This is a genomic window from Streptomyces fumanus (assembly GCF_014655295.1).
Taxonomy (GTDB): Bacteria; Actinomycetota; Actinomycetes; order Streptomycetales; family Streptomycetaceae; genus Streptomyces; species Streptomyces fumanus.
Map to the genome: position 1 here is coordinate 75,766 of NZ_BNBI01000002.1, position 25,111 is coordinate 100,876.

The window sequence follows — 25,111 nt, forward strand, 5'->3', positions numbered from 1 at the left end:
CGCCGGCACCCGAAAATTAGTCACCTTCCGGTACGGCTCACCCCCGGCGGCGGTCCGCGTTGGCGTGCACGGCCTCGCGCAGGTGCTCCGCGAGGCCGGGGCGCAGGGAGTCGTAGTACGCCTTGAAGCGCTCGTCGGCGACGTACATGTCGGCGAGGTTCTTGTGCATCTCGTACGAGCATTCGTAGAACCAGGCGCCGATGTGCCGCCGGTGCTCCTCGGCCAGGGCCATGGCGCGCTCGCCGGTCGCGGGCTCCCCCTCGGCCATCAGCGCGCCGTAGCGCTCGCTCCAGTCGGCCACCTCGGCCTGCATGCGCTGCCAGTCCTCCTTGGTGTAGGAGGCGGCCCGGCGCTGCGACTCGGCGTACGCCTCGGTGCCGCCCCAGCGTGCCTCCGCCTCCTCGGCGTACTGCTCGGGGTCCTTCTCCCCGAACACCTCGAACCGTTCCTCGGGGGTGAGATCGATGCCCATCCTGCGTGCCTCCATGGCCTGTTCCACGGCCGCCGCCATCTTGCGCAGCCTCTCGATCCGGGCGGTCAGCAGCTCGTGCTGGCGGCGCAGGTGCGCGCGCGGGTCCGCGTCCGGGTCGTCGAGCAGCACGGCGACCTCGTCGAGGGGGAAGCCCAGCTCCCGGTAGAACAGGATCTGCTGGAGCCGGTCGAGGTCGGCGTCGCGGTAGCGCCGGTGCCCCGCGCGGCTGCGCTCGCCCGGCACGAGCAGGCCGATCTCGTCGTAGTGGTGCAGGGTGCGCACCGTCACCCCGGCGAACCCGGCGACCTGTCCCACGGAGTAGCTCACTTCCGCCCCTTTCTCCTGACGCCCACCACGCTGCCGCCTCACGCGACGTGAGGTGCAAGCCCTTATCGGTCGAGGCGGGCGAAGCGCCGTACCGCCAGCGGGAAGAACACCGCCAGCAGGGCCAGCGGCCAGGCGACGGCGGCCCAGACGTGGCCGGGCTCCCCGCCGGGGCCGCCGAACAGGTCGCGTACGGCCGTGGCGGTCTGGGACATCGGGTTCCACTGGACCACGGTGCCCAGCCAGTCGGGCATGGTGCCGGGCGCGGCGAAGGCGTTGGACAGGAAGCCGACCGGCCAGACCAGGATCTGCACCGCCTGCACCAGCTCGGGCCTCCCGGCGACCAGGGCCAGGTGGATGCCGATCCACAGCATGGCGAACCGGAACAGCAGCAGCAGTCCCACGGCGGCCAGGAACGGACCGGGGCCGCGTTCGGCCCGCCAGCCCAGCGCGGACGCCACCGCGATCATCACCGCGAGGCCGAGCGCCGACTGGAGCATGTCGGCGGCCGCGCGGCCGACCAGCACCGCGCCGTCGGCCATGGGCATCGCGCGGAACCGGTCGACGACGCCCTTGTCCAGGTCCTGGGTGACCGCGACCATCGTGCCCTCCAGGCCGAAGGCCATGGTGAGGGCGAGCATCCCGGGGACGAGGTAGTCGAGGTAGTCGCCGGCCACGCCCCGGCCGCCGCCGACCAGGTAGCCGAACATCAGCAGCATCATGACCGGGAAGACCAGGTTGACCACGACCGCCACCGGCCGCCGGGCCCAGCGGGCCAGCTCCCGGCGGGTCATGGTCCAGGAGTCGGTCAGCGCGTACGCGGTCATACGGGCTCCTTCGTGCCGTCGGCGAGGTGGCCGGAGGCGGAGTGGCCGGAGGCGGGCTGGTGGTCCGGGGAGGGGCCGCCGGTGAGGTGCAGGAACGCCTCGTCCAGGGTCGGGCGGCGCAGCGCGATGTCCGCCGCCTCGATACCGGCCTCCTGGAGGGTGCGCACCACCCGGGAGAGCGTCGCCATCCGGTCGGTGGCCGGGGCGCTGAGCAACCGCCGGTCGGCGTCCACGCGGACGCCGGGCAGCGCCAGCAGGGCGGCGGCGGTGCCGAGCTGCCCGGCGTCGCGCAGCACCACGTCGACGCGGTCGCCCCCGGTGGCCGCCTTCAGCTCGTCGGGGGTGCCGTCGGCGACCACCCGGCCGGCGTCGACGACCGAGACGCGGTCGGCGAGCTGGTCGGCCTCCTCCAGGTACTGGGTGGTCAGCAGGACCGTCGTACCGCCGCCGACCAGGGAGCGGACGGAGTCCCAGACCTCGGCGCGGCCCCGGGGGTCGAGGCCGGTGGTGGGTTCGTCCAGGAAGAGCACCTCCGGCTCGGTGAGCAGGGACGCGGCCAGGTCCAGCCGGCGGCGCATCCCGCCGCTGTAGGCGCTGACCGGTTTGCGCCCGGTGTCGGTGAGGGCGAAGCGCTCCAGGAGTTCGCCGGCACGCGCGCGTGCCCGCTTCGCGCCCAGGTGGTGCAGCCGGCCGAACAGCTCCAGGTTCTGCCGGCCGCCCAGCTCCTCGTCGAGGGCCGCGTGCTGGCCGAGCAGCCCGATGCGCATCCGTACGGCGTACGCGTCGGTGACGACGTCGTGCCCGGCGACCTCGACCCGGCCCGCGTCGGGCCGCAACAGGGTGGCCAGGACCCGGACCAGGGTGGTCTTGCCGGCGCCGTTGGGGCCGAGCACCCCGTGCACCGTGCCCCGCGCGACCGTCAGGTCCAGCCCGTCCAGCGCGCGCTTCCCGCCATACCGCTTGTGTGCTCCTTCGACCGTGATCGCCGCGTCGGCCACGGAGAGGCCCCCTCCCTCGATTAGTCAAACTTGACTACAGGGGGACGATATCCCTGCGGACAGCATTGGTCAAACTTGATTAGCCGAGATCTCCCGCGTGCCGCTCCCCCGTCGCGTACGGGTTCTCCTCGCCCTCGCCCAGTACGCCGACGAACGGCTCGCCCTCGCCGGCGAAGGTGTACGCGCCGCCCCGGATGCGCTCGACCAGGCGCAGGGTCCAGTCGGCGCCGGTGTCGGCGGAGTGCACCCAGAACTCCATGATCTCGCCGATGTGCCCGAGCGGGCCGGGGCCCTCCGCCGGCGTGTAGTGCTCGGTGACCGCCGCGCGCCAGGACCGGATGGCCCGCACCCGCTCCTCCAGCAGCGCCAGCACCTCCGCGCGGGGCAGGTCGACCATGAAGCCCAGTCCGGCGGAGAGGACGTCGGGCTTTTGGTCGTAGGCGGTCAGGGACTCGCGCAGCAGGGCGAAGTACTCCTCGGTGCCCCGCTCGGTGATCTCGTACTCGGTGCGCGGCGGGCCGCCCGCGGTGGACGGGGCGGTCTCGTGGGCGCGCAGCAGCCCCTGCTTCGCCATCTGCTTGAGCGCGTGGTAGATGGAGCCGGGCTTGGCGTTGGACCACTCGTGCGCGCCCCAGTACTCCAGGTCGTTGCGCACCTGGTACCCGTGGGCCCGCCCGTGCTGGCGGACCGCGCCGAGCACCAGCAGACGGATCACTGACATGCGGTCCAGCCTAGGCGGGCGCGGCCTGCTCCCTGGCCACCAGGTCCCAGGCCGAGGCGCCGTCGAGGGACTCGCGGATGATGTCGGCGTGGCCCGCGTGGCGGGCCGTCTCGCGGATCAGGTGCAGACAGAGCCAGCGCACCGAGACCCGCTCGTCCGGCGGGAACCAGGGGGCGTCCGGCAGCGGGAAGGTGTCGTCCAGGCTGGACACCGCGCGGACGAACGCCTCCGTCTCGGCGGCCACCTCCGCCCAGTACGCGAGCTGCGAGGCGACCGTCTCGTCCCCGGTCAGGACGAAGCACTCGTGCCAGTTGGACTCGTCCCGGTGGACGGCCGGCGGTTCGCCCTTGGCGCGGGCGATCCAGGTCTGCTCGACCTCGGCGACGTGCTTGAGCAGCCCGCCCAGGGACAGCTCGCTGGCGCTGGGGCGTGCGGCCGCCTGTTCCTCGGTCAGCCCGAGCACCGAGCGGCGGATGCCGCCGCGCTGCTCGGCCAGGAAGGACAGCAGCGCCCCCCGCTCGTCGCCCTGGGCCTCGGCTCGTACGTGGGTGACCATGACCGGCCGCCTTTCGTCGGGATCGGGGGCGCTCGGCCCCGCTGACACCGACGACGCTACGGACCCTCGCGGTCAGGTGCTGTCCGCGAGGGCGGCCGGGATCAGAACGGGAAGCCGCTGCGGCCGTGCTGCACGGAGATCCACTTCAGGGCGGTGAAGGCGTCCAGCATGGCGTCGCCGTTGAGGCGGCCCACGCCGGAGTGCTTCTCGCCGCCGAACGGCACGATCGGCTCGTCGTGCACGGTGCCGTCGTTGACGTGGAACATGCCGGTGTCGATCCGCTTGGCGAAGTTCACGCCGCGCTCCACGTCAGCGGTGTGCACGGCGCCGCTCAGCCCGTACGGGGTGTCGTTGACCAGGCGTACCGCCTCCTCCTCGCCGTCGAACGGCACGAGGAAGGCGACCGGGCCGAAGACCTCCTGCTGGAGCAGGTCCGAGCCCTCGGGCAGGCCGGTCAGGACGGACGGCTCGACCAGGTTGTCGGTGCGGCCGCCGCGCACCAGGGCGGTGGCGCCCTCGGCGAGGGCCTGCTCCACGACGCCGGTGAGGGACTCGGCCTGCTGGGAATTGATCACCGGGCCGATGACGGTCTGAGGGTCCCGGGGATCGCCGGCCTTGAGGGTCTTCACCTTGGCGACGAACTTCTCGGTGAACTCGTCCGCGATCGTCCGGTCGACCAGCACCCGGTTGGCGGCCATGCAGACCTGGCCCTGGTGGACGTACCGGCTGAAGACGGCGGCGTCCACCGCGTAGTCGATGTCGGCGTCGTCCAGGACCACCAGGGCGCTGTTGCCGCCCAGTTCGAGCACCGTGCGCTTGAACTGCGCTGCGCAGACGGTGGCGACGTGCCGGCCGACCTTGTCGGAGCCGGTGAAGGAGATGACCTTCGGGACCGGGTGCTCCAGGAAGGCGTCGCCGATCTCCGCGATGTCGGTGACGACCACGTTGAGCAGGCCGCCGGGCAGACCGGCGTCCTCGAAGATCTTGGCGACCAGGGTGCCGCCGACGATCGGGGTGTTCTGGTGCGGCTTGAGGACGACGCCGTTGCCGAGGGCGAGCGCCGGGGCGACCGACTTCAGGGAGAGCAGGAAGGGGAAGTTGAACGGGCTGATGACGCCCACGACACCGACCGGGACGCGGTAGACCCGGTTTTCCTTGCCGTCGACCGGGGACGGGATGATCCGGCCCTCGGGGCGCAGCGCGAGGTGGACCGCCTCGCGCAGGAACTCCTTGGCGAGGTGCAGTTCGAAGGCGGCCTTGGTACGGGTGCCGCCCAGCTCCGCGATGATCGCCTCGGTGATCTCGCCCTCGCGCTCCTCGACCAGCCGCAGCGCCTTCTCGAACACCGCGCGGCGGGCGTAGGGGTTGGTCGCCCCCCACGCGCGCTGCGCCCGCGCGGCGGCCCGGTAGGCGGCGTCCACCTCGTCGACGGTGGCTATCGTGATCGACGCCAGCTTCTCGTCGTCGTACGGGTTGAAGTCGATGATGTCCCAGGAGCCGGTGCCCGGGCGCCACTCGCCGTCGATGTACTGCTGGGCGAGGTCGGTGAAGTACGACGACATGTGATTCCTCAATCCCCTAGCTGCCGTGACGAGCCGCCTGATGGGGTGTCATCGTATAGATGTTTCAGATGAGTTGGAGCAGCCCCCGCAAGACGTCCCGGCTCTCCCCCGGGCCCGGGCTGTCCTGTTGCAGCTCCTTGAGCGCCTTCTCGTACTGGGCGACGTCCTCCTGCTTGTCCAGGTACAGCGCGCTGGTGAGCTGCTCCAGGTAGACCACGTCCGACAGGTCGGACTCGGGGAAGCTGAGGATCGTGAAGGCGCCGGACTCCCCGGAGTGCCCGCCGAAGCCGAACGGCATCACCTGCAGGCGCACATTGGGCCGCTCCGACATCTCGATCAGGTGCTGGAGCTGTCCGCGCATCACCTCGCGGTCGCCGTAGGGCCGGCGCAGCGCCGCCTCGTCCAGCACGATGTGGAACTCGGGAGCATTCTCGGCCACCAGGTACTTCTGCCGCTCCAGACGCAGCGCCACCCGGCGCTCGACGTCCGCCTCGCTCGCCTCCCGCGCCCCCCGGCGCACCACCGCGCGGGCGTACTCCGGCGTCTGCAGCAGCCCGTGCACGAACTGCACCTCGTAGACGCGGATCAGCGAGGCCGCGCCCTCCAGGCCCACGTAGGTGGGGAACCAGCTCGGCAGCACGTCCGAGTAACTGTGCCACCAGCCCGCGACGTTGGCCTCCTTGGCCAGCGACAGCAGGGAGTCGCGCTCCTGCTCGTCGGTGATGCCGTACAGCGTGAGGAGGTCTTCGACGTCCCTCGTCTTGAAGCTCACCCGGCCCAGCTCCATCCGGCTGATCTTCGACTCCGAGGCGCGGATCGAGTATCCCGCCGCCTCGCGCGTGATGCCCCGTGCCTCACGCAGTCGCCTGAGTTGTGATCCGAGCAGCATGCGCCGCACCACCGATCCGGGCTCTCCCGCGCTCACCTTCGCCAGCCTCCCCAACCGTCTTAAGGGCCGCAGTCTGCCACTAAAACACTCCTAGCTGTACTCGCCCGGTTACGGAAACGGAGTTCGGCCAACGAAAACGCACAGGACCGGGCAACGAACGGGCAAGGGGACGGGCCGTCGAGGAGGTGAAGATGGCGGAAAATTTGACCAACAAGCGGTACGGGCAGGTCCAATTCGGTCACGTGCACGTGCATCCGCTCTTGCATCTGCTCCGCGCGTCCGAAAACATGGACCCGCACCACCGCGCCGCATCGCTACGACCGCGAATTCCGGGAGTGCCTCGCATGGGGACGAATGGATCGACCATGCTCGAGCCGATACGGCAGGGCCTTCCGCCGCTCGACCCCGCGGCCGTGTCCAACGCCGCCTCCTGCGCCCTGCCACCCCGCTACGAAGCGGTGCGCGAGGCCCGCCGGTTCACCCTCGGCACCCTCGACGCCTGGGACATCGGCGACCGCTTCGACGACGTGTGCCTGGTGGTCTCCGAACTCGTCACCAACGCCCTGCGGCACGCGCTGCCGGCCGGCGGCGCCCTGCCGGGGGACCCCTACGGGCCGGTGCGGCTGCACCTGATGCGCTGGACCGAGCGGCTGGTGTGCGCGGTGCGCGACCCGAGCCACGACGGTCCGGTGGCGGGCGGGGCGGACGACTTCGCGGCGGAGTCGGGCCGCGGCCTGTTCCTGGTGGAGTCCTTCAGCGACGGCTGGGGCTGGCACCCGCTGGCCGGCACCCTGCACGGCAAGGTCGTCTGGGCGCTGTTCCGGTTGCCGCGTCCGTCCGGCGAGTGATCGGGCGCGGGGCCTTTCCGGCGGCGGGGCTCTACGCGCGTCGCGGTACGTTCCGGCACGGCCGCCGCTCTCGTCGTGACGGTCCACCGTGAGGTGACCGGTGGCCGTGCCGGCCATCCGGGCCGGGCCGGGGCTCAGCCCACGACGAGGTGGTCGAACTCCCCGTCCTTCACACCCAGCAGCATGGCCTCGATCTCCGCGCGGGTGTAGACGAGCGCGGGGCCGTCCGGAAAGCGGGAGTTGCGCACGGCCACGTCCCCGCCGGGCAGCCGGGCGAACTCCACGCAGGAGCCCTGCGAGTTGCTGTGCCGGCTCTTCTGCCAGGCCACGCCGTGCAGCTCGGTGGCGGCGATGCCGTTGTACACGCCGGACGCGTCGTCAACGTCGTACACGTCGTGGTTCACAGGTCGCTCCCCGGTGTGCACCGGCCTGGTGAGGCCGTTGATGCATGGTCAACTGAACCGGATCATAACTCTGTTCATGTGCAGATGCGCGAGCAGATGCACGTGCACGGGGGGTGGCCCCGTGGTTACAGACTCGACCTCTTGGACGCTGTGTCAGCGACTCCCGTTCCCGCGCCTGCCCTCGATTCCGTTGATCATGCAACAATATCCGCGTCCGTCAGACCTCCAGCAGGGTGTCGAAGGCGGACGGCAGCCGCTTCCAGGACTCCCGCCCGGCGGCGTACTCGGCATCGGTCAGCAGGCAGGACTCCAGGACCCGGAGCAGCCCTTCGCGGTCGAGGCCGGGCGAGGTGAAGACCAGGTGCTGGCAGCGGTCGCCGTGCTCGGGGTGCCAGTCCAGCGCGGCGGCGGCCCGGCGCACCGGCGGGACGAGGTCCCAGGCCGCGTCCGGGAGCGAGGCGAGCCACGGACCCGCGCCCTCCAGGCACAGGGCCCCGCCCGCGGCGTCCCAGTGCAGCAGCGTGTCCGGCCGGTCGGCCAGCCAGAACCGCCCCCGGCTGCGGACGGCGGCACAGGTCAGCTCCTCCAGCGCCTGGTGGAGCCGCTCCGGGTGGAAGGGGCGGCGGCGGTGCCAGACCACGGTGGTGACGCCGTGCGCGTCGGCCTCGGCGGGCAGCAGCGCACAGGCCGGGTGCTGGGCCGCCGCCGCGGCCTCGACGTCGAACCCGGCCAGCGCGGCCCGCGCGAGCGCGGAGTCCCCCGCGCCGGGGTCCGCCGGGCCACCGGGGCCGATCGGGACCCGGCGGGCGGTCGGATGGAGCTGGGCCAGCAGCTCGCGGTCCTCGTCGTCGGCCTCCGGGGAGTCGGCGACGGCCAGCACGGGGGCGTACTCCACCTGCCGGGCGAAGGTGTCGGCGACGGTCCGCCGGTCGGTGGCGGCGGCGGCGAGGCCGCCCTCGGCGAGGTCGTCGCCGTTGCCGAGGTACGGCAGCACCAGCGCCGGGTCGACGGCGGTGAGCACGCCGGTGACGGTGAGGCCGCCGGCCGCGACCACCTCCGCCATGGCCTTGGGCTCGACGGAGTCCCACAGCTCGACGACGGCGAGCGGCACGGTCCCGGCCTCGGCCAGGCGCCGCAGCTCGGGGACGAGGTCCTCGCGCAGGGCACAGCAGGCGCAGTCGTTCACCAGCGGGGCCTCGCCGGCGGCGAGGATGCCGCCGGCGTCCCGGACGGTGCGCACCACCGTGCCCGCGGCGGCCGTCGCGAGGTCGTGGTGGAGGACGACGCTGCCGGGGACATCGGTCAGCAACCGGCGCACGGCCGCCTTGCGGGCGTCGGCGTGCAGTCCGCCGACGATCACGACGGGAAGCATCAGCCCTGCTTCCCGTACCGGCGCTCGAAGCGCTCCACGCGTCCGGCGGTGTCCAGGACGCGGGCGGTGCCGGTGTAGAAGGGGTGGCTGACGTTCGAGATCTCGACGTCGACGACCGGGTAGGTGCGGCCGTCCTCCCACTCGATCGTCTTCTCGCTGGTCATGGTGGAGCGGGTGAGGAAGGCGTAGCCCGCGGCGCGGTCGCGGAAGACGACCGGGCGGTACTCGGGGTGGATTCCCTTGCGCATGACGGTGGTCAGCGCTCCTCTCGGAAGTCGACGTGGCGGCCGGCGACCGGGTCGTACTTGCGCAGGGTCAGCCGGTCGGGGTCGTTGCGGCGGTTCTTGCGGGTGACGTAGGTGAAGCCGGTCCCGGCGGTGGACCGCAGTTTGATCACCGGACGGAGTTCGTTGCGTGCCATGCTGGTACCTTACTGAAAATGATTGCCATTAACGACTCCGACTGAGGAGAGGTGGATCACCTTGTCCGCGCACTGCATGCTGACCGGCGCCGAGCCCCGCTTCGGCAACCGCGTCTCGCACTCCCACCGGCGCACCTCCCGCCGCTTCGACCCCAACATCCAGACCAAGCGCTACTGGCTGCCGAGCGAGAACCGGTACGTACGGCTGCGGCTCAGCGCCCGGGCGATCAAGCTGATCGACACCATCGGCGTCGAGGCGGCCGTGGCCCGGATCCGCGCGCGCGGAGGGCGGGTCTGATGGCGAAGAAGAGCAAGATCGCCAAGAACGAGCAGCGGCAGCGGACCGTCGCCCGCTACGCCGCCCGCCGCGCCGAGCTGAAGGAGATCATCCGCCGGCCGTCCTCGACCGACGCCGAACGTCTCGCCGCGCAGGCCGAGCTGCGCCGCCAGCCCCGCGACGCCAGCGCCACGCGCGTGCGCAACCGCGACCAGGTCGACGGACGCCCGCGCGGCTACTACCGGACCTTCGGGCTGTCCCGCGTCGGCCTGCGGGAGCGGGCGCACGCCGGGCATCTTCCGGGGGTGCGCAAGGCGTCCTGGTAGCTTGCGGCTGTCATGGGGGCGACCTGGACGCCTGCTACGGCTTGGAGCTGGTGGTGACGTGGGTGACGGCGACGGCAGTGACGGCGGTGGCGGTGACGGCGACGGCAGTGACGGCGGTAGCGGTGGCGGTGGCGACGTGGTAGCGGTCGGCGGCGAGGCGTACGCAGCGGGGTCCGTGCCGCGTGCCGGGCACCGGCGGGCCGCCTGCCTCGCCCCGCGCCTGCGGGGTGCGGCGCTGGCCGCGGTCCTGGCGGGCGCGGTGACCCTCACGGCGACGGCGTGCGACGCCGGCGGGGGGTCGGAGGGCACGGCGTCCGGGGCACCGTCCGGGTCCGGGACCGGGGCACCGTCCGGGTCCGGGTCCGGGTCGCCGTCCGGGTCCGGGTCGGGGTCGGGCGGTGTCGGGAACGGTGGCGCGGGCGGTTCTGGTTCGGCTTCCCCGTCCTCCCCGTCCGCCTCGCCCGAGGGGCTGGAGGGCAGTTGGCTCGCCACCACCGACGGCAAGGCGGTCGCCCTGGTGGTCACCGGCGAACGGGCCGGCCTCTTCGCCACGGGCGGCACCGTGTGCGGCGGCACCGCGACCGGCTCCCGTACCATCCGCCTCACCTGCACCGACGGCAACGACGACCGGGCCGCCGGCACGGTGGAGTCGATCGGCTCCTCGACGCTCGTGGTGGACTGGAGGGGCGGCGTCGGCACGGAGACGTACACCCGCGCGGAGGGCGGAAAACTCCCGAGCGGCCTGCCGACGGCGGGTCCGGGCTCCTGAACCCGGCCCGGGACACGTCTCCGCACCTCGATCCCTTCACTCTCTTACATCCCGCAAGCACCGAAGGAACCTCAGAACACATGCGCACCACCCGACCGTTCGGCCTCGTCGCCTGCGCCCTCGCGGCACTCCTCCTGACCGCCTGCTCCGACGAGGGCGGTGACGGGGGCGGCGGCAGCGACGACCGGGGCGCCACGGCCGCCTGCCGGCTCGCCAAGGCCGACGTGGACGTCGCGGCGAGCCCGGCGCCGGCCGCGGGCGACACCGGCACCGTCACCGTGACCCTCACCAACCGGGGTTCGGCCTGCGTCCTCGACGGCTTCCCGGAGGTCACGCTCGTGACGGGCGACGCCACCGAGAAGCTCGGCCCGGACGAGGGCGCCTCCGCCCAGGAACTCCGCCTGGACCGGGACACGCCCGCCGCCTTCACCATCACCTACGTCCGGGGCGCCGCCGGGGACCCCGCCGTGAAGGAGGCCCGCTTCGCCCTGCCGGGTGCCGAGGGGACGCACGACCTGGAGTGGACGTACGGGTCGGTCGAGGGGAAGGCGACGGTGAGCGCGTTCGCCCCGGCGGGCGACTGAGGGGCGCGCCGACCGGGGCCGAGGGGGCCGGCGGGGATCGCCGGGGACCGGTGTGGCCCGGTGGAGGCCGGTCTGCGGCAGTGGAGGCCGGACTACGGCAGTGGGCGCCGCGGCGTGACCTGGGCCCGGTCCGCCGCGCGGGAGCCCTCGGTCCAGCCCGCCGCGTCGGCGGTGCCGCGCAGCCGGGTCGTGGTCGTCGCCGGGAACATCCGTTCCAGGCGGTCGGCGACCGCGACCTCGCGGGAGGCCAGCACCGGCAGCAGGTCGTCGCTCACCGGCGCCTCGGCGGCGGCGCGCAGCCGGGTGCCGACGCGGTGCGCGTAGGCCGCCAGGAACGCCTGCCGGAAGCTCTTGGTCCGCTTCCTGCCGCCCGCCCGCTGGGCCGCCTCCGCCCTGGTCATCGCCGTCTCGGCCTGCACGAGCAGCGAGGTGTAGAGGAGTTCGACCGCCTGGAGGTCGCCCTCGAAACCGACCACCGTGGAGAAGCCGAACGGCTCGTTCCACACCGCCCGGCAGTGGTTGGCGTCGGCCACCGCGTCCAGCAGCACCGCCTTGGCCTGCTCGTACGGCGGTTCGACCCCGATCCGGCAGGCGCCGGGGGCGTCGGGCGCGGGCGCGCGGGCCGCCAGCAGCGCCTCGTCCACGCTGTACCGGGCCATCAGCTCCTGCGCCTTGGCGCTCAGCGCCTCCGCCTCCTCCGGATACCCGGTCGCCTCGGCCTTGGCCAGCAGGGCCCGGATACGGGCGAGCGAACGGGACTCCGCACCGGCCCCCGGCCCGGCCTCCGGGCGGGACCGCGGGCCGCCGGGTGCGTCGAGGGGTTCGAGGTCGGGCAGGCGCAGCAGCAGCCGGTAGAGCTCCAGTACGGCGGTGGCGTGCGCGAACCGGTCGGGGCGCGCGGCCGGACCGGGCGCCGGCAGGGCGTCCACCTGCGCCGTCCAGCGGGGCCCGCGCGGCCGGTCGTGCGCCGCCTGCGCCCGGATCAGCTCGGCGGCCAGCCGCACATGGACGTCGTCCAGTTCCCGCCGCACGACCCGTACGACATCGGCGGGCTGCCAGTGCCGCCGCCAGGCCGCGGCCAGGAACTCCTCGCCCCGCCGGGCCACCTCGGCGTCGGCCGCCGGGTCGGCCGCGAGCAGGGACGCCGCCGTGTCGAGGGCGGCGTCGGTGGTGTCGTACAGGGCGGTCCGGAAGGCGCGGTCGACGGTGCTGGGCGTGCTCACCCCGCGATGGTGCCACGCCCGGCCCGACCGTCTCTCTCCCCTGGGTGTCAACCCGGGGTTGACGCTCCGCCAAGCGCAACCTACGGTTGACACATGTCGACCAACCCGAGCATCACGTCATCCGTACGCCTCGACGACCTGATCGCGGCCATCAAGAAGGTGCACGCCGAGCCGCTCGAACAACTCCAGGACGCCGTCATCGCCGGCGAGCACCTGGGGGAGGTCGCCGACCACCTCATCGGCCACTTCGTGGACCAGGCCCGGCGTTCCGGTGCCTCCTGGACGGAGATCGGCAGGAGGATGGGGGTCACCCGGCAGGCCGCCCAGAAGCGCTTCGTGCCCAAGGAGACCACCGACCTCGACGCCGAGCAGGGCTTCAGCCGCTTCACGCCCCGCGCGCGCAACGTGGTGATGGCCGCGCACAACGAGGCCAAGGCCGCGCACAACGCCGAGGGCACCCCCGAGCACCTCGTCCTCGGACTCCTCCACGAACCCGACAGCCTCGCCTGCAAGGCGATCACCGCGCAGGGCGTCACCCTGGACGCGGTCCGCGAGGCGGCCCTCGCCGCGCTGCCGCCGGCCGCCGAGCAGGTCCCGGAGCTGGTGCCGTACGGCCCCGGCGCCAAGAAGGCCCTGGAACTCACCTTCCGCGAGGCCCTCCGCCTCGGCCACAACTACGTCGGCACGGAACACCTCCTCCTCGCCCTCCTCGAACACGAGAACGGCCAGGGCGTACTCAGCGGCGTCGGCCTCCAGAAGGCCGGGGTGGAGACGTACGTCGTCGAGATGCTGTCGAAGTTCCTGCAGTCCACGAAGGCGGGGACGGAGACGGGGACGCAGGCGGGAACCGAGGAGCACCCGGAGCCGAACTGACAGCGGAACCGACAGCGGAGCTGACCGCGGAACCGATAGCAGAGCTGACCTCGGAACCGACCACGGAAGCGACACCCCGCCGCCTCGCAAGGCCATTGTCAGACCCTGCTGCGACACTCCCGGTATGGCCGACCGGTGGGTGCTCGCCGTGGCCGAGGACGGCGGCGTGGAGGTCGCCCCCCTCGGCCCCGACGGGCTGCCCGCCGGGCCGGTGCGCCGGGAGCCCGGCCCCGCCAAGGCCGTCCGCGCCCGCCCGGAGGTCGCGCGGTGGGTGTGGCGGTCCACCGCCGAGGTCTATCCGCGCCTGCTCGCCGCGGGGGTGCGGGTGGAGCGGTGCTACGACATCGAGGACGCCGAGACCCTCCTGCTCGGCCACGAGGGGCGGTACGGGGAGCCGCGTTCGGCCGCCGCCGCCCTGGCCCGGCTGCGTGGCGGCCCGGTCCCGCCCGACCCGCCGCAGCGCGCCGCCGCACCGGGCGCGCAGTCGTCCCTGTTCGAGCCGGAGGGCGTCCCGCTGCCGCTGGCGGACCTGGTCGCCGTCTACGCCGAGCAGCAGCGCCGGCACGACCGCGCCGAGCACCCCGACCGGATGCGGCTGCTGACGGCGAGCGAGTCGGCGGGGATGCTGATCGCCGCCGAGATGAACCGCGCGGGGCTGCCGTGGCGGGCCGACGTGCACCGCGAGGTCCTGCACGACCTGCTCGGCGAGCGGTACGCGGGCGGTGGCGAGCCGCGCCGGCTGGCCGAGCTGGCCGACGAGATCTCCGCCGCGTTCGGCCGCCGGGTCCGGCCCGATCTGCCGGCGGACGTGGTCAAGGCGTTCGCGGGGGCCGGCATCAGGATCCGCTCCACCCGCCGCTGGGAGATCGAGTCCGTCGACCACCCGGCGGTGAAACCGCTGATCGAGTACAAGAGGCTGTACCGGATCTGGGTCGCCCACGGCTGGTCCTGGCTCCAGGACTGGGTGCGGGACGGCCGGTTCCGCCCCGAGTTCCTGGCCGGCGGCACGGTGAGCGGACGCTGGGTGACCAACGGCGGAGGCGGCCTGCAGATCCCCAAGGTGATCCGCCGGGCCGTGGTCGCCGACCCGGGCTGGAAGCTGGTGGTCGCGGACGCCGACCAGATGGAACCGCGCGTGCTGGCCGCGATCTCCCGCGATCCCGGCCTGATGGAGGTCGCGGGCCGGGAGAGCGACCTCTACCAGTCCGTCTCCGACCGCGCCTTCGCGGGCGACCGCGACCAGGCCAAGCTCGCCGTGCTCGGCGCGGTCTACGGGCAGACCTCCGGCGACGGCCTGAAGAACCTCGCCCTGCTCCGCCGCCGCTTCCCCCGGGCCGTGGCCTACGTCGACGACGCGGCCCGCGCGGGCGAGGAGGGCCGCCTGGTCCGCACCTGGCTCGGCCGCACCTGCCCACCGGCGGCCCGGCCGGGCGACGACCCCGGCGGAGAGGCGGGCCTGCCCCAGGAGGAGGCGCCCGACGGGCCGCAGCAGGACTGGGTGCCGGGTTACGCCTCGACGGACGCCCGCGCCCGGGGCCGTTTCGCCCGCAACTTCGTCGTCCAGGGCAGCGCGGCCGACTGGGCCCTGCTGATGCTGGCCGCCCTGCGCCGCGCCTGTGCGACGACCGCCGCGGAGCTGGTCTTCTTCCAGCACGACGAGGTCATCGTCCACTGCCCCGCGGCGGAAGCCGACGCGGTCGTCACGGCGATACGCGAGGCGGCCTCCCTGGCGGGCCGCCTCACCTTCGGCGACACCCCGGTCCGCTTCCCCTTCACCACAGCGGTGGTCGACTGCTACGCGGACGCCAAGTGAGCCGAGACCGCCACTGAACGGAAAAACCCAGCTCGGACACTGTCCGGGCTGGGTTTGAGAAGAGCCGCCTTCGGGATTCGAACCCGAGACCTACGCATTACGAGTGCGTTGCTCTGGCCATCTGAGCTAAGGCGGCGCGCTGTCCGCACCATGGTGCGATCAGCAACGCGGTAAGTCTACACAGTTTCGAAGGGTGCTCCGTACCGGCCCCCGGCCCCTCGGGGGCGGTACGGGGGCCGGGCCGGTGCCGCGTCCGGCTACGAGCAGCGCTTGCCGTCCGGTGGGACGGTGCCCCGCAGGAGGTAGGCGTTGATCGTGGAGTCGACGCAGGTGCTGCCGCGGCCGTAGGCGGTGTGGCCGTCGCCGTCGTAGGTCAGGAGGCGGCCGGAGGAGAGCTGGCGGGCCAGGGCGCGGGCCCACCGGTACGGGGTGGCGGGGTCGCGGGTGGTGCCGACCACGATGATCGGGGCGGCCCCGGCGGCGACGATGCGGTGCGGCTCACCGGAGGGCTGGACCGGCCAGTACGCGCAGGTCAGGGAGGCCCAGGCGAGGCCCTCGCCGAAGACGGGGGACGCCTTCTCGAAGTCGGGGAGCGCGTCGCGCACCTCGTCCGGGGTGGAGAAGGCGGCGGGGAGGTCGAGGCAGTTCACGGCGGCGTTGGCGGACATGAGGTTGCTGTAGCCGCCGTTGGGGTCGCGTTCGTAGTAGCTGTCGGACAGCGCGAGCAGTCCGGCGCCGTCGTTCTTCTTCGTCGCCGCGCCGAGCGCCTCGCGGAGCTGCTGCCAGGCACCCTCGTCGTACATCGCCGCGATCACGCCGGTGGTGGCCAGGGACTCGGTCAGCTCGCGGCCGGCCGCGTCGCCGGTGGGGAGCGGCCGGGCGTCGAGCTTCTGGAAGAACGCCGAGAGGTTCTCGCCGACCCGGGCGGGCGAGGTGCCCCTGCCGCCCAGCGGGCAGTCGGTCTGCCGGACGCAGTCCTCGGCGAACGACCGGAACGCGGTCTCGAAACCCGCCGTCTGCTCCAGGTTCAGCCGCCGGGCCGGCAGCGAGGGGTCCATCGCGCCGTCCAGCACCAGCCGGCCCGTCCGGTCCGGGAACAGCCCGGCGTACGTCGCCCCGAGGAAGGTGCCGTACGACGCTCCGACGTAGTTCAGCCTCTCGTCGCCGAGGACCGCCCGCAGCAGGTCCATGTCGCGGGCCGCCTCGACGGTCGACACATGGCGCAGCAGCTTCGGCGCCTTCGCACCGCAGCCCTCGGCGAACGTCTTGTACGCGTCGACGAGCCGCTCCGTCTCCCGCTCGTCGTCGGGGGTGATGTCGGTCTGGGTGTACGTGTCCATGGCGGGGCCGGTGAGGCATTCCACGGGCTCGCTGCGGGCCACGCCGCGCGGGTCGACGGCCACCATGTCGTAGCGGGCGCGGACCTCCTCCGGGTAGCCGATGCCCGCGTACTGCTGGAGGTAGCCGATCGCCGAGCCGCCCGGACCGCCCGGGTTGACCAGCAGCGACCCGAGCCGCTTCCCCGGTCCGGTGGCCTTCTTGCGGGCCACCGCGAGCCGTACGTCACCGCCGGCCGGCTCGGCGTAGTCCAGCGGTGCCTTCATCGTGGCGCACTGGAAGCCGGGGACGCCGCACTCCCGCCAGCTCAGCTTCTGCCCGTAGTACGGCGACAGCGCCGGCGGAGTGGCCCGCGGCAGGGCCGCCAGTGACGCTCCCGACGCCGAACTCGCGGAGGTCGAGGCGCCGTGCGCGGAGCAGGCGGTGGCCAGCAGCGCGGCGGCGACGAGGGCGAGACCGGTACGGGTTCTGCGATGAGTGCGCCTTGAGTACATCCCGCGAGCGTAACGCTCGGCGACGGCACGAACGCTCTGCGTGTTCCATGTGCCTCGTACGAGTTACCTCCCGCTTGCTTTCCCGCGCCTTCTTTCCCGTGCCGGTCCGGTCAGCCCGCTCTGAGGGCCATCGTCATCGCCTCCACCGCCAGCAGCGGCGCCACATTGCGGTCGAGGGCCTCGCGGCAGGCGTTGATCGCCTCGATGCGGCGCAGGGTGGACTCCGGGGTGCCGGCGCGGGCCAGTCGCTCCAGGGCGTCCTCCGCCTCGGCGTTGGCGATGGCGACCCGGGAGCCGAGCTGGAGGGCGAGGACATCGCGGTAGAACGCGGTGAGGTCGGTCAGCGCGACGTCCAGGCTGTCGCGCTGGGTGCGGGTCCGCCGCCGCTTCTGCTTGTCCTCCAGGTCCTTCATCACCCCCGCCGTGCCGCGCGGCATCCGGCCGCCCTGGCCCGCGCCCATCGCCGCCCTCAACTCCTCGGTCTCCTTGCCGTCCCGCTCCTCCGCGAGCCGCTTGGCGTCCTCGGCCGCCGCGTCCACCAGCTCCTGCGCGGCCTTCAGGGCGCCGCCGATCTCCTCGACCCGCAGCGGCAGCTTCAGTACGGCGGCCCGGCGCTCCCGGGCGGCCGGGTCGGTGGCCAGGCGGCGGGCCCGGTCGACATGGCCCTGGGTGGCGCGGGCCGCCGCGGCGGCGACCTCCGGCTCGACGCCCTCACGGCGTACCAGCATGTCGGCGACGGCCTCCACCGAGGGCGTGCGCAGATTCAGGTGGCGGCAGCGGGAGCGGATGGTGGGCAGCACGTCCTCGATGGAGGGGGCGCACAGCAGCCACACCGTGCGGGGGGCCGGCTCCTCGACGGCCTTCAGGACGGCGTTGGCCGACTTCTCGTTCAGCCGCTCGGCGTCCTCGACGAGGATGACCTGCCAGCGGCCGTTCGCCGGGGAGGTGAAGGACTTGCGGACGGTGTCCCGCATGTCGTCGGCGAGGATCTGGGTGCCGATGGCGGCGACCGTGGTGACGTCCGCGTGGGTGCCGATCAGGGCGGTGTGGCAGCCGTCGCAGAAGCCGCAGCCGGGGACGCCGCCGAGCGCCCGGTCGGGGCTGACGCACTGGAGCGCGGCGGCGAAGGCCCGTGCCGTCTGCTCCCGTCCCGCGCCGGGCGGGCCGGTGAACAGCCAGGCGTGGGTCATCTTCGACGCCTCGGGCGGCGGGGCGTCGCTCGCTGCGGCCGTGACGAACGCGTCGGCGTCCCGGGCGGCGGCGGCGAGCTGCTCGCTCACCTTCTCCTGCCCGACCAGGTCGTCCCACACGCTCATGGGTCACCCCGTCCTTCCGTCGGATTGCGTCGCTCCACCCATTGTGCGGGCGGCCACTGACAACGGGCCCCGGCGCCACCGCCGGGGCCCGTCCGGGCGGGTCGACGACCAGGTCAGCGACCTCGCCGGCCCCGGCCGCCCCGGCCGCCCCGGCCGTCTCCGTGGTCCTCGTCGTCCGGGTCGTCCGAACGCGGGCCCAGCAGCTCGTCCGCGAGCGTCGGCAGGTCGTCCAGCGGGGTCTCCTCCGCCCAGTCGGACCGGCGCCGGCGGCTCCGCCCGCGGTCGGCGCCGGGTCCGGCGTCCAGCGCCTCCGGGTCGACCTGGGGCAGTTCCCGCGTACGGTCGTTCCCGCCGCCGGAGCCGTCGGCCCCTCCGTTCCGGTCCTCGTCCCGGGTCTCGTCCCGGAAGAACCCCGGCGGCACCCGGTCCACCGGGTCCTCGCCGCGCACCGGCGGCAGGACGGCGGTCTCGTCGGCCGGGCCGGGCGTCACGGGCGGGAGGACGGCCGTCTCGTCCGCCGCGCCCGGCGCCACGGACGGCAGCTCCGCGGTCTCGTCCGCCGCGCCCGGGTTCACCTGGGGCAGCACCGTCGTCTCGTCGCCGGGACCCGCCGTCCCGGGCGTCACCGGCGGCAGCACCGCCGTCTCGTCCGCCGCACCCGGCGCCACCGGCGCCACCGGCGGCCTCGGCAGTTCGGCCGTCGCCTCGGCCTCGGAGACCGCCGGTGCCCCGGGAGCCGCCGCCGGGGCACCGTCGGCAGCCCCGTCCGTCGTCCCCTCCCGCACCGGACGCAGTACCGCCGTGTCCTCGACCGGACCGCCGGAGGCGTTCGTCGGGGTCACCACCGGTGTCGGCACGGTCGCGTCGTCCGGGGGCGTGTGCCGGGGCGTCCGCGCCGCGGGCGGTACCGCGGGCTTCGGGCCGGTCGCCGCCGCTGCCGCCGCCTGCTCGGCCGCCCGGCGGGCCTCCTCCGCGCGGAGCAGGGCCTCCTCGGCCTTGCGCTGCTTCTCCAGGCGGAGCGCCTCGGCCTCGGCCCGCAGCCGTGCCTCCTCCTCGGCCTGCCGGCGGCGGCGCTCCTCCTCCGCCTTGCGCCGGGCCTCCTCCTCGGCGCGCGCCTTCTCCTCGGCGAGCAGGCGTGCCCGCTCCTCCTCGGCCTTGCGGCGCGCTTCCTCGGCGCGCCGCCGGGCCTCCTCGGCCTGCCGTTCGGCCTCGCGGCGCTGGGCCTCCTCCAGCTCGCGCCGCTTGCGCTCCTCCTCCTCGGCGCGCAGCCTCTCCAACTGCTCCTGGCGCTCACGCTCCAGGCGCTCCTCCTCGGCCTTGCGCGCGGCCTCTTCCTCGGCCTTGCGGCGCGCTTCCTCCTCGGCCTTGCGCCGGGCCTCCTCGCGGGCCTGGATCTCGGCCTCGGAAAGGGGCAGCACCTGGTCGAGCCGGTGGCGCAGGGCGGTGGTGACGGCCTCGGGTTCCTGCCCGGCGTCCACCACGAGGTAGCGGCCGGGGTCGGCCGCGGCCAGCGTGAGGAAACCGGCCCGCACGCGCGCGTGGAACTCGGCGGGCTCCGACTCCAGCCGGTCCGGCGCCTCGGTGAACCGCTCGCGGGCCGTCTCCGGGGAGACGTCCAGCAGCACCGTCAGGTGCGGGACGAGCCCGTTGGTCGCCCAGCGGTTGATGCGGGCGATCTCGGTCGGGGACAGATCGCGGCCGGCGCCCTGGTAGGCCACCGAGGAGTCGATGTACCGGTCGGAGATGACGACCGCGCCGCGCTCCAGCGCGGGCCGGACCACCGTGTCGACGTGCTCCGCGCGGTCGGCGGCGTACAGCAGGGCCTCCGCGCGGTGCGACAGTCCGGCGCTGGAGACGTCCAGCAGGATGGAGCGCAGCCGCTTGCCGACCGGCGTGGCGCCCGGCTCGCGGGTGAGCACCACCTCGTGGCCCTTGCCGCGGATCCACTCGGCGAGCGCCTCGGCCTGGGTGGACTTCCCGGCGCCGTCGCCGCCCTCCAGGGCGATGAAGAAGCCGTTCGCCGCGGGGGCCTGCACCGGGTCGTCGCCGCCGAGCAGCGCGTCGCGCAGGTCGTGCCGGAGCGGGACCCCGGAGCGGTCGTCGACCTTGGCGAGGACCAGCGCGGCCACCGGCAGCAGCAGCGCGCCGACCAGCATCAGGGTGAACGCGGCCCCGCCGTGCGCGAAGACGAACTTGCCGCTCTCCAGGCGGTGCGGTCCGATGCCCGCGGCGACCAGGGGAGCGATCACCACGGCGAGCGCCACGCAGACCCGCACGCACGCGTGCAGATGCTCGGTGGTGCGCGTGCGGCGGTGCTCGTCGGTCTCCTGGTCCAGGAGGGCGTGCCCGATGTTGGCGGCGATGCCCGCGCCGGCCCCGGCCAGCACGGCGAGCAGCAGCACGGTGGTGTTGTCCGGGACGAGCCCGGCGGCCAGCAGGGCGACGCCCTCGAAGGCGATGGCCAGGGACAGCAGCCGCCTCCGGGACAGCGAGGGCAGCAGAGCGGGCGCGGTACGGATGCCGACGACGACGCCACCGGTCAGCGCGCCGGCCAGCAGTCCGAACAGCACCGGGCCGCCGCCCAGGTCCTTGGCGTGCAGCACGGCCACGGCGACGGCGGCGGCGATCGCGCCGGCCACCGCGGTGCAGGCGAGCACCAGCAGGGGCAGCGCGCCCGTGCGGCCCTTCTCCGGGCCGGCCGCCGTCCTGGGGCGGCGCAGCCCCTCCAGCGGCGACCGCGCGCGCGGGGTGCGGGTGCCGGGCAGCTCCAGGAAGAGCAGCAGGGCCAGGGACCCGGCGAACAGTCCGGCCGCCACGTACGCGGCGAGCGCCGCCTGGTGCTGGGCGAACCAGTCGGCGCCGGCCCCGAGCAGGTTGTTGACCAGCCCGGCGACGACCAGGGCGAGCGCCGCGAGCGGTACGGCGACGAAGCTCGTCCGCAGCGACAGGCGGCGCAGCGCGTCCATGTGGTCGGGCAGCGGGCGTACGGAGGCGCCCTCGGGGGGCGGGGCGGGCAGCAGCGCCGGGGCGGCGCTCTCCCGGCACACCGTCCAGAAGCGCTCGGCGACGCCGACGACGAAGGCGGTGGCCAGCAGGGCGGCGAGCGCGTCGTCCGGCGTCCAGTCGATCCACAGGGGCGCGATGATCAGCAGCACCGCCCGCAGGCCGTCCGCGCCCACCATGGTCAGCCGGCGGTCCAGCGGGCCGTCCGGGGAGGTGAGCGAGGTCAGCGGCCCGAGCAGGACGGCGCCGAACAGCAGCGTCGCCAGGATGCGCACCGCGAAAACGGTCGCCACTGCGAACGCCACGCCCCGGTAGCCGCCGCCGAACGAACCGGCCGCGATCGCCGCCTGCACGGCGAGCAGGACCAGCACCAGCAGGGCGAGGGTGTCACCGACCCCGCTCACCAGGTGCGCGCTCCACAACCGCCGCGACTGCGGCCGGCGCAGCAGGGCGCGGACGGCACGCTCGCGGGAGTCCGCGACCAGGGTGTCGTCTGGGGCCGGGTGGGAGGCCGTTGGCTGCTCGGCTCGCGTCATGCGTTCAGCCTATCGGCAGCCACGGACAGCCCCGCGCGGATGCCCGAACGTACGACCGCCCCGACACCGAATCGATGCCGGGGCGTTCGTTTCGCGAGCAAGGTGCGAACAACGTGCGAGCCCGGTGCGGGCCGCGTGCGCACAAGGGCGGACGAGACGCGAAGAAGGCGCGAAGGAGGCGCGCAGGACGAGGTGCCCGGGAAATCGCCGGGAGACGACACCCGGGCGTGGCGTCCGTTGGCTCAGTCCTCCGACGCCTTGGCCGCGGCGGTCTTCTTCGCCGTCGTGGTCTTCTTCGCGGTGGTCGTCTTCTTCGCGGCGGCCGTCTTCTTCGCCGCCGTCTTCTTGGCCGGGGCCTTCTTCGCGGCGGTCTTCTTGGCGGCCGTCTTCTTCGCCGTCTTCTTGGCGGGCCCCTTGGCCCGCTTCTCGGCGAGCAGTTCGAAGCCGCGCTCCGGGGTGATCGTCTCGACGCTGTCGCCGGAGCGCAGGGTCGCGTTGGTCTCCCCGTCGGTGACGTACGGGCCGAAGCGGCCGTCCTTGACCACGACCGGCTTCTCGCTGACCGGGTCGGTGCCCAGCTCCTTCAGCGGCGGCTTGGCCGCGGCCCGGCCGCGCTGCTTGGGCTGGGCGTAGATCGCCTGCGCCTCTTCCAGCGTGATGGTGAAGAGCTGCTCCTCGGACTGCAGGGACCGCGAGTCCGTGCCCTTCTTCAGGTACGGGCCGTACCGGCCGTTCTGCGCGGTGATTTCGGTGCCGTCCGTGTCGGTGCCGACGACGCGCGGCAGCGACATCAGCTTCAGGGCGTCGTCCAGGGTCACCGTGTCCAGCGACATCGACTTGAACAGCGAGGCCGTCCGCGGCTTCACCGCGTTCTTCCCGGTCTTCGGGGTGCCCTCGGGGAGCACCTCGGTGACGTACGGGCCGTAGCGGCCGTCCTTGGCGACGATGGTGTGCCCGGTGGCCGGGTCGGTGCCCAGCTCGAAGTCGCCGCTGGGCTTGGCGAGCAGTTCCTCCGCCAGCTCCACGGACAGCTCGTCGGGCGCGAGGTCCTCGGGGACGTCGGCGCGCTGGTGGTTCTCGGCGTCCTTCTCGCCGCGCTCGACGTACGGGCCGTAGCGGCCGACGCGCAGCACGATGCCGTTGCCGACCGGGAACGAGGACACCTCGCGGGCGTCGATCGCGCCGAGGTCGGTGACGAGTTCCTTGAGGCCGCCGAGGTGGTCGCCGTCGCCGTTGCCCGCGTCGGCCGCGACACCGGCGCCGGAGCCCTCGCCGAAGTAGAAGCGGCGCAGCCACGGCACGGCCTGGGCCTCGCCGCGGGCGATGCGGTCGAGGTCGTCCTCCATCTTGGCGGTGAAGTCGTAGTCGACGAGCCGCCCGAAGTGCTTCTCCAGCAGGTTGACCACGGCGAACGACAGGAAGGACGGGACGAGCGCGGTGCCCTTCTTGAAGACGTAGCCGCGGTCCAGGATCGTGCCGATGATCGACGCGTACGTCGACGGGCGGCCGATCTCGCGCTCCTCCAGCTCCTTGACCAGCGACGCCTCGGTGTAGCGGGCCGGGGGCTTGGTGGCGTGCCCGTCGACCGTGATCTCCTCGGCGGTCAGCGCGTCGCCCTCGGCGACCTGCGGCAGCCGGCGCTCGCGGTCGTCCAGCTCGGCGTTGGGGTCGTCGGCGCCCTCGACGTACGCCTTCAGGAAGCCGTGGAAGGTGATCGTCTTGCCGGAGGCGGTGAACTCGACGTCCCGGCCGTCGGCCGCCGTGCCGCCGATCTTGACGGTGACGCTGTTGCCGGTGGCGTCCTTCATCTGGGAGGCGACGGTCCGCTTCCAGATCAGCTCGTACAGCTTGAACTGGTCGCCGGTCAGGCCCGTCTCGGCGGGCGTGCGGAAGCGGTCGCCGGAGGGGCGGATCGCCTCGTGCGCCTCCTGCGCGTTCTTGACCTTCCCGGCGTACGTGCGCGGCTGCGCCGGCAGGTAGTCGGCGCCGTACAACTGCGTCACCTGGGCGCGGGCGGCGGCGACCGCCGTGTCGCTCAGGGTCGTGGAGTCCGTACGCATGTACGTGATGTAGCCGTTCTCGTACAGCTTCTGGGCGACCTGCATGGTCGCCTTCGCCCCGAAGCCGAGCTTGCGGGACGCCTCCTGCTGGAGCGTGGTGGTGCGGAACGGGGCGTAGGGCGAGCGGCGGTACGGCTTGGACTCGACGGAGCGGACCGCGAACCGCGTGTCCTCCAGGGCGGCGGCCAGCGCGCGGGCGTTCGCCTCGTCGAGGTGGAGGGTGCTCGGGCTCTTGAGCTGTCCCAGGGAGTCGAAGTCGCGGCCCTGCGCGACCCGCCGGCCGTCCACGCTCTGCAGCCGGGCGACGAGGGACGACGGGTCGGAGGCGTCCCCCGCTCGGCCGGTGGCAAAGGTGCCCGTCAGGTCCCAGTACTCGGCGGAGCGGAAGGCGATGCGCTCGCGTTCCCGCTCGACGACGAGCCGGGTGGCGACGGACTGGACGCGGCCCGCGGACAGCCGCGGCATGACCTTCTTCCACAGGACCGGCGAGACCTCGTAGCCGTAGAGGCGGTCGAGGATGCGGCGGGTCTCCTGGGCGTCGACCAGCTTCTGGTTGAGCTGGCGCGGGTTGGCCACGGCGGCCCGGATGGCGTCCTTGGTGATCTCGTGGAACACCATGCGCTTGACCGGGATCTTCGGCTTGAGGACTTCCTGGAGGTGCCAGGCGATGGCCTCGCCCTCGCGGTCCTCATCGGTGGCGAGGAAGAGCTCGTCGGAGTCCTTCAGCAGGTCCTTGAGCTTCTTGACCTGCGCCTTCTTGTCGGCGTTGACCACATAGACCGGCTGGAAGTCATGGTCGACGTCCACACCGAGCCGGCGGACCTCGCCGGTGTACTTCTCCGGCACCTCGGCGGCGCCGTTGGGAAGGTCGCGGATGTGCCCGACGCTCGCTTCGACGACGTACCCGGGACCGAGGTAGCCCTTGATCGTCTTCGCCTTGGCAGGCGACTCGACGATGACGAGTCGGCGGCCGCCCTTTGCGGTCTCGCTGGTCGGGGACAACTTCGCTCTTCTCTCCGGTCGGCGCTGGGGACGCCCCCGGCGTGGGTCCCGGGGGTCGGGTCCTGTTCCTTGTTCGCTCGTGACGCTGCGGAGTGTGACGGTA

General features: G+C 73.4%; 24 protein-coding genes and 1 tRNA gene. 7 read left to right on the plus strand and 18 right to left on the minus strand.

All coding sequences use genetic code 11. The features are described from left to right. Positions 1-37 precede the first annotated feature (37 nt). The 7 genes from IE316_RS04575 to IE316_RS04605 form a co-directional block, all read right to left on the minus strand. Positions 38-799, minus strand: a complete 762-nt coding sequence (locus IE316_RS04575; RefSeq protein ID WP_190202820.1) for a MerR family transcriptional regulator — start codon at positions 797-799, stop codon at positions 38-40. Between the two features lie 62 nt (positions 800-861). Further along, entirely contained in the window at positions 862-1,623 is a 762-nt protein-coding gene (locus tag IE316_RS04580) for an ABC transporter permease (RefSeq protein WP_190202821.1), read from the minus strand. After that, positions 1,620-2,621, minus strand: a complete 1,002-nt coding sequence (locus IE316_RS04585) for an ATP-binding cassette domain-containing protein (RefSeq protein ID WP_190202822.1) — start codon at positions 2,619-2,621, stop codon at positions 1,620-1,622. The genes IE316_RS04580 and IE316_RS04585 overlap by 4 nt, the downstream gene beginning before the upstream one ends. Before the next feature lie 79 nt (positions 2,622-2,700). Next, positions 2,701-3,342 (minus strand): PadR family transcriptional regulator, encoded by a 642-nt coding sequence (locus IE316_RS04590; protein WP_190202823.1) that lies wholly within the window; start codon positions 3,340-3,342, stop codon positions 2,701-2,703. 10 nt (positions 3,343-3,352) lie between these two features. After that, complete coding sequence (locus IE316_RS04595; protein WP_190202824.1) at positions 3,353-3,898, minus strand: DinB family protein; 546 nt, start codon at positions 3,896-3,898, stop codon at positions 3,353-3,355. A gap of 101 nt (positions 3,899-3,999) precedes the next feature. Further along, the gene (locus IE316_RS04600) at positions 4,000-5,460 is read right to left on the minus strand and encodes an aldehyde dehydrogenase family protein (protein ID WP_190202825.1); all 1,461 of its coding nucleotides are present in this window, start codon (positions 5,458-5,460) and stop codon (positions 4,000-4,002) included. Between the two features lie 64 nt (positions 5,461-5,524). Beyond that, positions 5,525-6,361, minus strand: coding sequence for a Sco1979 family transcriptional regulator (locus IE316_RS04605; protein WP_491591179.1), 837 nt, complete (start codon positions 6,359-6,361; stop codon positions 5,525-5,527). A gap of 332 nt (positions 6,362-6,693) precedes the next feature. On the opposite strand from IE316_RS04605, the gene IE316_RS04610 reads away from it, so the two are divergent. Next, positions 6,694-7,197 carry an ATP-binding protein gene (locus IE316_RS04610; protein WP_190202826.1) on the plus strand — a complete coding sequence of 168 codons (504 nt, stop codon included), beginning with the start codon at positions 6,694-6,696 and terminating at the stop codon, positions 7,195-7,197. A gap of 134 nt (positions 7,198-7,331) precedes the next feature. Here IE316_RS04610 and IE316_RS04615 read toward each other — a convergent pair whose 3' ends face one another. The 4 genes from IE316_RS04615 to rpmG form a co-directional block, all read right to left on the minus strand. Further along, positions 7,332-7,601, minus strand: coding sequence for a DUF397 domain-containing protein (locus tag IE316_RS04615; RefSeq protein WP_190202827.1), 270 nt, complete (start codon positions 7,599-7,601; stop codon positions 7,332-7,334). A gap of 217 nt (positions 7,602-7,818) precedes the next feature. Continuing rightward, positions 7,819-8,973 (minus strand): CobW family GTP-binding protein, encoded by a 1,155-nt coding sequence (locus IE316_RS04620; protein ID WP_190202828.1) that lies wholly within the window; start codon positions 8,971-8,973, stop codon positions 7,819-7,821. Further along, a complete protein-coding gene (locus IE316_RS04625) occupies positions 8,973-9,221 on the minus strand; it encodes a type B 50S ribosomal protein L31 (RefSeq protein ID WP_190202829.1) in 249 nt (82 codons plus the stop codon). Before IE316_RS04625 ends, IE316_RS04620 begins: the two co-directional genes overlap by 1 nt. An 8-nt stretch (positions 9,222-9,229) precedes the next feature. Continuing rightward, positions 9,230-9,394: a 50S ribosomal protein L33 gene (gene rpmG / locus IE316_RS04630; RefSeq protein WP_044382365.1), complete on the minus strand. Its 165-nt coding sequence runs from the start codon at positions 9,392-9,394 to the stop codon at positions 9,230-9,232. A 61-nt stretch (positions 9,395-9,455) separates the two neighbouring features. Between rpmG and rpmB the strand changes: the two genes are divergently transcribed. Both rpmB and rpsN read left to right on the plus strand, forming a co-directional pair. Continuing rightward, entirely contained in the window at positions 9,456-9,692 is a 237-nt protein-coding gene (gene rpmB, locus IE316_RS04635) for a 50S ribosomal protein L28 (protein ID WP_190202830.1), read from the plus strand. Next, on the plus strand, positions 9,692-9,997 hold the full coding sequence (gene rpsN, locus IE316_RS04640; protein WP_190202831.1) for a 30S ribosomal protein S14: 306 nt from the start codon (positions 9,692-9,694) through the stop codon (positions 9,995-9,997). Before rpmB ends, rpsN begins: the two co-directional genes overlap by 1 nt. Positions 9,998-10,031: 34 nt before the next feature. Here rpsN and IE316_RS04645 read toward each other — a convergent pair whose 3' ends face one another. Beyond that, entirely contained in the window at positions 10,032-10,190 is a 159-nt protein-coding gene (locus IE316_RS04645; RefSeq protein WP_190202832.1) for a hypothetical protein, read from the minus strand. On the opposite strand from IE316_RS04645, the gene IE316_RS04650 reads away from it, so the two are divergent. Both IE316_RS04650 and IE316_RS04655 read left to right on the plus strand, forming a co-directional pair. Continuing rightward, positions 10,173-10,766: a hypothetical protein gene (locus IE316_RS04650; protein WP_229910194.1), complete on the plus strand. Its 594-nt coding sequence runs from the start codon at positions 10,173-10,175 to the stop codon at positions 10,764-10,766. The genes IE316_RS04645 and IE316_RS04650 overlap by 18 nt on opposite strands. Positions 10,767-10,846: 80 nt before the next feature. After that, the gene (locus IE316_RS04655) at positions 10,847-11,350 is read left to right on the plus strand and encodes a DUF4232 domain-containing protein (protein ID WP_190202833.1); all 504 of its coding nucleotides are present in this window, start codon (positions 10,847-10,849) and stop codon (positions 11,348-11,350) included. A gap of 92 nt (positions 11,351-11,442) precedes the next feature. Here IE316_RS04655 and IE316_RS04660 read toward each other — a convergent pair whose 3' ends face one another. Next, a complete protein-coding gene (locus tag IE316_RS04660; RefSeq protein WP_190202834.1) occupies positions 11,443-12,573 on the minus strand; it encodes a DUF2786 domain-containing protein in 1,131 nt (376 codons plus the stop codon). Positions 12,574-12,666: 93 nt separating this feature from the next. Between IE316_RS04660 and IE316_RS04665 the strand changes: the two genes are divergently transcribed. Both IE316_RS04665 and IE316_RS04670 read left to right on the plus strand, forming a co-directional pair. Continuing rightward, on the plus strand, positions 12,667-13,446 hold the full coding sequence (locus IE316_RS04665) for a Clp protease N-terminal domain-containing protein (RefSeq protein WP_190202835.1): 780 nt from the start codon (positions 12,667-12,669) through the stop codon (positions 13,444-13,446). A gap of 124 nt (positions 13,447-13,570) precedes the next feature. After that, positions 13,571-15,259 (plus strand): bifunctional 3'-5' exonuclease/DNA polymerase, encoded by a 1,689-nt coding sequence (locus IE316_RS04670; RefSeq protein WP_190202836.1) that lies wholly within the window; start codon positions 13,571-13,573, stop codon positions 15,257-15,259. A 62-nt stretch (positions 15,260-15,321) separates the two neighbouring features. On the opposite strand, the gene IE316_RS04675 is transcribed toward IE316_RS04670, so the two are convergent. The 5 genes from IE316_RS04675 to topA all read right to left on the minus strand — a co-directional run bounded on the left by IE316_RS04675 (position 15,322) and on the right by topA (position 25,008). Continuing rightward, a tRNA-Thr gene (locus IE316_RS04675) sits at positions 15,322-15,395 on the minus strand. Positions 15,396-15,516: 121 nt separating this feature from the next. Next, positions 15,517-17,091 carry an alpha/beta hydrolase gene (locus IE316_RS04680; RefSeq protein ID WP_190202837.1) on the minus strand — a complete coding sequence of 525 codons (1,575 nt, stop codon included), beginning with the start codon at positions 17,089-17,091 and terminating at the stop codon, positions 15,517-15,519. A gap of 110 nt (positions 17,092-17,201) precedes the next feature. Continuing rightward, positions 17,202-18,407, minus strand: a complete 1,206-nt coding sequence (locus tag IE316_RS04685) for a DNA polymerase III subunit delta' (RefSeq protein ID WP_190202838.1) — start codon at positions 18,405-18,407, stop codon at positions 17,202-17,204. A gap of 113 nt (positions 18,408-18,520) precedes the next feature. Beyond that, positions 18,521-21,946, minus strand: coding sequence for a dTMP kinase (gene tmk / locus IE316_RS04690; protein WP_190202839.1), 3,426 nt, complete (start codon positions 21,944-21,946; stop codon positions 18,521-18,523). A 242-nt stretch (positions 21,947-22,188) separates the two neighbouring features. After that, positions 22,189-25,008, minus strand: coding sequence for a type I DNA topoisomerase (topA, locus tag IE316_RS04695; protein WP_190202840.1), 2,820 nt, complete (start codon positions 25,006-25,008; stop codon positions 22,189-22,191). Between the last annotated feature and the right edge of the window lie 103 nt (positions 25,009-25,111).

Bases quoted from the DNA above. Each gene is read 5' to 3' on its own strand.
- IE316_RS04580 (WP_190202821.1), bottom strand. From the start codon at position 1,623: ATGACCGCGTACGCGCTGACCGACTCCTGGACCATGACCCGCCGGGAG.
- IE316_RS04590 (WP_190202823.1), bottom strand. From the start codon at position 3,342: ATGTCAGTGATCCGTCTGCTGGTGCTCGGCGCGGTCCGCCAGCACGGG.
- IE316_RS04595 (WP_190202824.1), bottom strand. From the start codon at position 3,898: ATGGTCACCCACGTACGAGCCGAGGCCCAGGGCGACGAGCGGGGGGCG.
- IE316_RS04600 (WP_190202825.1), bottom strand. From the start codon at position 5,460: ATGTCGTCGTACTTCACCGACCTCGCCCAGCAGTACATCGACGGCGAG.
- IE316_RS04610 (WP_190202826.1), top strand. From the start codon at position 6,694: ATGGGGACGAATGGATCGACCATGCTCGAGCCGATACGGCAGGGCCTT.
- IE316_RS04620 (WP_190202828.1), bottom strand. From the start codon at position 8,973: ATGCTTCCCGTCGTGATCGTCGGCGGACTGCACGCCGACGCCCGCAAG.
- IE316_RS04625 (WP_190202829.1), bottom strand. From the start codon at position 9,221: ATGCGCAAGGGAATCCACCCCGAGTACCGCCCGGTCGTCTTCCGCGAC.
- rpmG (WP_044382365.1), bottom strand. From the start codon at position 9,394: ATGGCACGCAACGAACTCCGTCCGGTGATCAAACTGCGGTCCACCGCC.
- rpsN (WP_190202831.1), top strand. From the start codon at position 9,692: ATGGCGAAGAAGAGCAAGATCGCCAAGAACGAGCAGCGGCAGCGGACC.
- IE316_RS04655 (WP_190202833.1), top strand. From the start codon at position 10,847: ATGCGCACCACCCGACCGTTCGGCCTCGTCGCCTGCGCCCTCGCGGCA.
- IE316_RS04665 (WP_190202835.1), top strand. From the start codon at position 12,667: ATGTCGACCAACCCGAGCATCACGTCATCCGTACGCCTCGACGACCTG.
- IE316_RS04670 (WP_190202836.1), top strand. From the start codon at position 13,571: ATGGCCGACCGGTGGGTGCTCGCCGTGGCCGAGGACGGCGGCGTGGAG.
- IE316_RS04680 (WP_190202837.1), bottom strand. From the start codon at position 17,091: ATGTACTCAAGGCGCACTCATCGCAGAACCCGTACCGGTCTCGCCCTC.
- IE316_RS04685 (WP_190202838.1), bottom strand. From the start codon at position 18,407: ATGAGCGTGTGGGACGACCTGGTCGGGCAGGAGAAGGTGAGCGAGCAG.
- tmk (WP_190202839.1), bottom strand. From the start codon at position 21,946: ATGACGCGAGCCGAGCAGCCAACGGCCTCCCACCCGGCCCCAGACGAC.